At 49.5% G+C, this 6,169-nt stretch carries 10 protein-coding genes; 6 read left to right on the top strand and 4 right to left on the bottom strand.

Annotation, left to right across the window (positions count from 1 at the left end; all coding sequences use genetic code 11):
• The 3 genes from JRG72_07810 to JRG72_07800 form a co-directional block, all read left to right on the top strand.
• Positions 1–225, top strand: a 225-nt coding sequence (locus tag JRG72_07810) for a DUF2325 domain-containing protein (protein ID MBW2135121.1), incomplete at its 5' end; no start/stop codon positions are given.
• A gap of 33 nt (positions 226–258) precedes the next feature.
• Positions 259–657, top strand: coding sequence for a hypothetical protein (locus JRG72_07805; protein MBW2135120.1), 399 nt, complete (start codon positions 259–261; stop codon positions 655–657).
• 132 nt (positions 658–789) lie between these two features.
• A complete protein-coding gene (locus tag JRG72_07800) occupies positions 790–1,011 on the top strand; it encodes a hypothetical protein (GenBank protein ID MBW2135119.1) in 222 nt (73 codons plus the stop codon).
• A gap of 580 nt (positions 1,012–1,591) precedes the next feature.
• On the opposite strand, the gene JRG72_07795 is transcribed toward JRG72_07800, so the two are convergent.
• Together JRG72_07795 and JRG72_07790 are read right to left on the bottom strand one after the other, a co-directional pair.
• Complete coding sequence (locus JRG72_07795; protein ID MBW2135118.1) at positions 1,592–2,155, bottom strand: IS630 family transposase; 564 nt, start codon at positions 2,153–2,155, stop codon at positions 1,592–1,594.
• Positions 2,152–2,367, bottom strand: a complete 216-nt coding sequence (locus tag JRG72_07790) for a winged helix-turn-helix domain-containing protein (protein ID MBW2135117.1) — start codon at positions 2,365–2,367, stop codon at positions 2,152–2,154. Before JRG72_07790 ends, JRG72_07795 begins: the two co-directional genes overlap by 4 nt.
• A 529-nt stretch (positions 2,368–2,896) precedes the next feature.
• Between JRG72_07790 and JRG72_07785 the strand changes: the two genes are divergently transcribed.
• Both JRG72_07785 and JRG72_07780 read left to right on the top strand, forming a co-directional pair.
• Positions 2,897–3,754, top strand: a complete 858-nt coding sequence (locus tag JRG72_07785) for a porin family protein (GenBank protein MBW2135116.1) — start codon at positions 2,897–2,899, stop codon at positions 3,752–3,754.
• Positions 3,755–3,949: 195 nt separating this feature from the next.
• Entirely contained in the window at positions 3,950–4,195 is a 246-nt protein-coding gene (locus JRG72_07780) for a hypothetical protein (protein ID MBW2135115.1), read from the top strand.
• Between the two features lie 48 nt (positions 4,196–4,243).
• Here the strand turns inward: JRG72_07780 and JRG72_07775 are convergent, their stop codons facing one another.
• Positions 4,244–4,876: a methyltransferase domain-containing protein gene (locus JRG72_07775; protein ID MBW2135114.1), complete on the bottom strand. Its 633-nt coding sequence runs from the start codon at positions 4,874–4,876 to the stop codon at positions 4,244–4,246.
• A gap of 208 nt (positions 4,877–5,084) precedes the next feature.
• A complete protein-coding gene (locus tag JRG72_07770; GenBank protein ID MBW2135113.1) occupies positions 5,085–5,417 on the bottom strand; it encodes a hypothetical protein in 333 nt (110 codons plus the stop codon).
• Between the two features lie 206 nt (positions 5,418–5,623).
• Between JRG72_07770 and JRG72_07765 the strand changes: the two genes are divergently transcribed.
• Positions 5,624–6,025: a hypothetical protein gene (locus JRG72_07765; GenBank protein MBW2135112.1), complete on the top strand. Its 402-nt coding sequence runs from the start codon at positions 5,624–5,626 to the stop codon at positions 6,023–6,025.
• The last annotated feature ends 144 nt before the right edge of the window (positions 6,026–6,169 follow it).

The following is a 6,169-nucleotide window of genomic DNA, read 5'->3' as shown; positions in this document are numbered from 1 at the left end:
GGCTACATGCAACAGGGTCAAAAAAACCTGGAAGATCGCATCAAATATTCTGATGCCGTGCTTTGTCCGTTAAGTTGCAATAGCCACACCGCCCGCCGCTGTGTGCGCAAACTGTGTCGCAAATATAACAAACCATTTTATACGCTTCCCGGCTCCAGTCTGGAAAGCGTCTCCCAGGCGTTAGCGAAGATTGCTGACCAAGGAAATAATTCTAACCATCAATAATCCTGGGGATTATTGGTCAGAAAGGTGAAGCCCATGTCTAAAGCTTTAAAGCTCCACTTACAGGTAACAGACGGGCACTTAAGATTGTTGCCCAAGGGCAAACTCAATAATTTAGATGTTGATCTGCTGCTGGGGGCGGCCCGTTCCGGCTTGGGGTTTTTTCCGGTAATTATTATTGATTTAGAAGAGGTGGGAAAAGTGGACGATTATAATCTCGACCTCTTGGAGAAGGGCTTGGCGCAAATCATCAGAGAGAGAAAGTTTGCCCTATCTGCTGAGCGTCCTCAATTACGCTGGACGGTGCATAAATTACCACTTCCCGAATCGGAGTGCGCGTGCGGGGGCAATTGTCAGAATTGTCCGTGTCAGCATCATAAGCCTGCCGAAATCGTCAACCAAAAAAATGTAAAACCCGGCCGAGGTCGGGAGTGATGGTTATCCTTGATAAAATTAGGAGAGATGGTTCTGACCTCTCATAACGGTGAAAAAAAAGCTTGAAAAGATTAATCATCGGGGTCGATATAATTGGTTCTGTATCGCAGTTGCATTTAAAATGCAACTGATATGCAATTAGTCGGCGAAGTTGGGTTAATTACGCAAGTCTTGGCCACCGGCACCCATTTGGAGGAATTTGATCGCCATTGGATCAAGCCGGATAGCGAACTCAAGGTCTTGCAACGCCTGGAGAGAGACCCATTCCCGCTCCTGGTTCGGGTAGGCGAACGCGAGCATCTCCTGGGATGCCATCTGACTACCAAGGCTTACGTGGAATATCTGCAAGATTAATAGGTCTATCCCCGGCTTGCAATCCCGGGGACAGATCTAACAGTCGCAGGGGGATGAGTATGCCCGTATACCACTACCAATGCACGAATTGTCAGGTTACGGAAACCCGCATTGCTGGGGTTGATGACCATTTGGCCATATGTGCGCGTTGCCGGCATCTGATGATTCGTCTGGACCATGATCTGTTTGGGCCTTATTTTGACAAGCTTACGGTTCGGGCCAAGCCCGTCAAGGTGTCTGATACAAAGTTGCTTTCAAATAAGTAATATAAAAAACTGCTCCGAAAATATTACAGGGGGCAGTCATGGGGAAGAATACCAAGAGCTTTCCTCATTTTTCCAAAGAGGATATTCTGGAGAGGATCAAGGCCAGGGTGGGGTTTTGGCGGGTGCAAAAATGGCTGGTTGTTTTTAACGCCTTGGTAGACCCGCGGCCGGCAGCAGAAATTGCCTTGCATACGGGCCTGGCCAAGCAAACCGTCCATAATCTGATTTCCCAATATAATCGCCAGGGACCGGTACCAGTGGAAGGGCCGGGGAAGGGCGGACGCCGACGTAGCTATCTGATACCGAGTTGCGATCTACCAAGTAATAATAAAATAAGGGAAATTGGTCATCGACCGGAGTTTTTCGGGATTGCCAGCGAGACTGTTTAAGCCCTGGCAAAGGTTATCCTCCACCTCAGCAAGGCTTCCTAACGCCTTATTGGCAAAATGTTTCTCCCGCAGCTCTTCCCAGATATGTTCGGCCGGTTTTAACTCTGGGCTGCGGGGTGGGAGTTTGATTAGCCTGATGTTTTGCGGCACCGGCAGTTTCTGGGAAACGTGCCAACCCGCTTGATCTACCAGCATCAGGATAAAATAGTCCCGAACATCTTGGGAAACCTGCCTTAGGAAGATATCCATCATCTCCGTATTCGCCCTGGGCAGGATTAATGAGGTCATCCTCCCCAGGGCGGGACAGACGGCGGTGAAAACATAAAGATAAGTTCTCACGATCTGCCTGGGAGCTTGCGGCCTGGTCCCCAGGGGCGACCAGGCTCGTCGGGTATCACTGATGCGGCCAAAGCGCCCCTCGTCTTGAGCGAAGAGTAAAACCGGCCGGTGATCTTCAAGGTCCAGGTCAGCCAGTTTCTCCGCCCTTATTGCTCTGCCGGATCAGCATTCACATGAAACGGCCGCGGCAACACTTTCCGCCAGCCATGTCGTTTCAGTAACCTATATACCGTGGTTTTATGAACTTTATGCCCTACCCGTCTTTCCAGCGTTTCCTTGATGTCGGCAACCGTCGCCACCTGGCCGGTAAGAGCTTGCTGCCGGAAGGATTCCAACAGCGCCACCTCCTCGTTCCAACTCATACCCAGTTGCGATCAAAGAGTTAAAATGCCCCTCACCCTCGCCCTCTCCCCCGCCAGCGGGGGAGAGGGGATAAAGGATAAAATTACTCATTTGAAAGTAATCGGTATTATCCCTACCTTTATGCCCGTCAGTTGGGTTCCGGTGGTAGAATTCGGCCTGTTTGTCCTGGTCCTGCTCATTCGCCCCAATAGCTTATTTGGAGCAAAAAAGATGGGGATGAGGGCGAACCGGCTTCTGGTTGTCGGTGGTGATAATCTTCTTTTGGGGTTTGGCCATCCTGGTCCTCCAGGATGATACCCTGCGTTTGATGAGGTCCTCCCTGAAAATGGGACTGTACTAAAAAAGGGTAGAAAAAAAAGCCTATCTCCAATAGACTGAGTTTTGGCAAAAATACCAAAAACAAGATATACCGTGAAGGTGGAGATCAACGTTCCAGAGGTGGTGGGGCTTGCCAACGAGATCTGTCCGGCTCCCGAAAAGCTCTTTAAAGTGTTCTACTCAACAGTAAAACAACTCGGAGACTAACACATGAAAAGAAATAGAAAAAATCGGCTAAAGCCTATGGTTCTGATGGTGATGGTTCTTTGTTTGGTCTTTGCCTCTCCCCAACCAATGCTGGCGTTGTCCTCCGGTGACACCCTGGTCGTCACTGCCGTGCCCCTGGGTTCAGTAGTGGCCGTGGCCGCGGCCGGCTATCTGCTTTATAAGAATCGCCTTTCTGAACACGCTGGTGTCATGGGTCGCTTGGGGTATGAGGGCCCAGGGGAATTTTTCATAGGGGGCTTTTTCGGAGGTGCCTTTGTGCCTGATACCGATTGGAAATATCAAGTAGGCAGCCAAAATTACATTGCCCGGAATCTGACCATCGATCCAGGAGTCACGGGTGGCATCAAATTGGGATATTTTTTTGATAGTATTCCCTATTTGGGAGTGGAAGCAGAAGGCAGCATCGGCAACCATCCCCAACCCTCCCAGAGCGTGGCTTTGCATCCGCCACTGGCCGGGGCTACTGCTGGCCGGGTGTCCAGACAAACTATCCTGGCTTGGACCATGGCCTTTCACCTGGTGGGCCGTTATGGCTTTCTAAAGGACAAGGAACTGCCCTTCGGTCGCTTGCAACCATATGTGGGGCTGGGGCCGGGCCTAGTGATCCTTTATGGCGACGCTGATTCCGCCAAGAACTTCGCCTTGGAGTTGGAAGGCGGTCTGCGCTACATGTTCACTAAACATGTGGGCGGCTTTTTGGAATATAAATTCAGTAAGCAATGGAGTGTTGAATTAGAATCCCAACAACTCTTTTATAACAACACCGGCGTTACCGCCAACAAAGCAGTCTTTGACTTCGACCGACATCAGGTGGTGGTGGGCTTGGCATATCATTTTTAGCCAGCCATCCAAGGATGTTTCCGAAACTGTTTGTCAACCAATCATATGGGCCGGAGTCATGACCAGCGCTCCAGTGCTTCACGATCCGACTCCACTGCCAGCGACCGCCTTTCTTACGGCGATCTCAATTATAGCGATTCTCAAAAATTTTTTCTTAATATAAGGCAAAATTTTACTTGTTCTGATGTGAAGATTGTGATTTATCCGGGCTATAGCCAGGCTACCGAACATGCCCTATGCCGAAAACTGCTCCCGCGGGCCGAACCGGAGGGCGCGGCGCCCCCAGCCGCGCCTACCAGACGCCGCCTTCTCCGCCTCACGGCGATCCGAGCCTTATTTTTAGGCATCGGTCATGATCCGCTAGACATGCTCAAGGAGAAATTATTTTTGAGAAACGAAATTACCTTAAAAAAAGCCCGGGCATTCCTCTCCCGGGTTTAAAAAGTTATATGCCTCTTAGTTTAAAGGCTATCTGACCAACTTAGCCCCTCATTTTTTAGTCCCGGTGATTATCCGATGCAGGTGCAGCAGATTGCACTTAATGGTACTCTGAATATGTACTCCGCTTTCCCGCATAACCTTTAACACATCCAGGTCGGTGGTAAAGCCGATGCGGACGCAGAGCGGGGCTAAGAGATCTTCCACTCGACCTAAATACCAGCCATTCTCTGAGCGGGTATGGTTGACGGCAATGATCTGGCCGCCGGGACGCGTGACCCGCAAAATTTCCCGGCAGACCTGGTGCGGATCGGGAACCGTGGTGATGACATAGGAAGCCACTACTGCATCAAAATGATTATCAGGAAATTCCAACTGCGCTGCATCCATAACCATAAGATTGATCTCGGTGCCGTTTCTCAGGGCCGCAGCTCGTTTCTGGGCCTGCTCAATCATCCCCGGAGATATATCAATGCCCACCACCCGGGAATAAGGAGGATAGAGTTCCAGGCTGGAACCGGTGCCAATCCCGATTTCCAAAATTTTTTGGCCAGGCCGGGGTGAAAGATAACGAAAGGCTTTCCGCCGTCCTGGTTCCAGTAATTTGCCAAAGAAAAAATCATAAAAAGGAGAATAGAAAGAATAAAGGCGCTCCATATAACTTGAGCAGATCTGCGACTGCATAGATAGCTACCTCGCCTAAGAGAAAGATAGTAAATTCAGATGGGTAAAAGCATCGATGCCCTGGTTGGCAAAAAAACTTGAGTATTTTACCGTAAAACTTAACCGGATGTAAATAAATCTTTGCCAAAAAATAAATTTTTCTTTAAAAAATCGGCTTTCCCCAAAAATATTGATTTTAAAAAATTTAATCGAAGAGAGCTATATATAATCAATCGGTTATCTCCCATTTTTCCAATCTGTCGTAACGGAAACGCAATATAGTGGTCGGGGCACTAATTCCCAGATGACGTTCGCAGTCAGGATAAACATAATATCTCCAAGTTGTCGGCTTCCCAGGTTCATCAGAGTTGATTTTGATTTCATCCGGAGGGTCCAACCGCTCCCTCACCTCCTCCAGGCTCATGCCGACCCTTAGTTCTTGGGGGACTAGCGCGGCCACCGAATCGGCCTTTTCCTTGCGAACCTGACATTCCTCCTTGAGCCCGGCACAGCCACTAAAAACCCAAAAAACCACTACCAGCAAAGGAATAAATCTAGTCATAAGACCACCGTATCTTTATGATTATGCGGTTACCTTTACTATTTCCTTTTACCCTCCCGGGCATCATAATATATTCTTTCCTGCGATGTCCAGGAGGAAATCTATGAACTCGCTCGAGCCCGGTTAAATTGCTGGTAAAATCAGCAGCGCATCAGATATACTAAAATAAATTTGACTAGCGAAGCCACAATTGAGGATAATTTAAGGTGAATCAACCTGAGTCAGCCAAGCCGGTATTGGTCACCTGGGCCACGAGATATGTGGGGGGACGCCCGGTGCCGGCTACCATTCTGCGGGCGGCGATGATTTGGGTTCAGGCAGCGCCTCATTTGAGATCCTGCGCTATCTGGTGGACGGATTATGCCAGCGGTACTATCCTGGAATGTGGCTATCGCATCGTCCTAGAGGCCAACCCGGAAGAGGTCGGACAGCCTATTGTTAAAATCGGCGGGGCCACTGGGTGGTATTTCGGCAATTATTTATGGCAATTGCGAGACTGGGTGGCATGGGTTATCGGGGCGGTCGATGCCATCCCCACGAGTTGCGAGTCGGTGATGCACTACTTGAGCAACTTGCCCGCTTTTTGCCCCGCGGACTGGGAGGTATAGCCGACAGCCTTTATCTGTTCCACAAATGGATTTATCAGGGCATGGTCCACGCTCTGGCCCAGGCCACTGGCAAGCCCATAGTTAAAGGTCTGGAAATGATGACCGGAAAGAAAGATAAGATATTCAGTTGCGGTATTTTAAATT

The sequence above is a fragment of the Deltaproteobacteria bacterium genome, assembly GCA_019309545.1.
Classification (GTDB): Bacteria; Desulfobacterota; Desulfobaccia; order Desulfobaccales; family Desulfobaccaceae; genus Desulfobacca_B.
Note: the sequence above shows the minus strand (reverse complement) of the source record. Positions and strands in the feature narration are given on the sequence as shown.

Bases quoted from the DNA above. Each gene is read 5' to 3' on its own strand.
- JRG72_07790 (MBW2135117.1), bottom strand. From the start codon at position 2,367: ATGAGTTGGAACGAGGAGGTGGCGCTGTTGGAATCCTTCCGGCAGCAA.
- JRG72_07775 (MBW2135114.1), bottom strand. From the start codon at position 4,876: ATGCAGTCGCAGATCTGCTCAAGTTATATGGAGCGCCTTTATTCTTTC.
- JRG72_07785 (MBW2135116.1), top strand. From the start codon at position 2,897: ATGAAAAGAAATAGAAAAAATCGGCTAAAGCCTATGGTTCTGATGGTG.
- JRG72_07770 (MBW2135113.1), bottom strand. From the start codon at position 5,417: ATGACTAGATTTATTCCTTTGCTGGTAGTGGTTTTTTGGGTTTTTAGT.
- JRG72_07800 (MBW2135119.1), top strand. From the start codon at position 790: ATGCAATTAGTCGGCGAAGTTGGGTTAATTACGCAAGTCTTGGCCACC.
- JRG72_07805 (MBW2135120.1), top strand. From the start codon at position 259: ATGTCTAAAGCTTTAAAGCTCCACTTACAGGTAACAGACGGGCACTTA.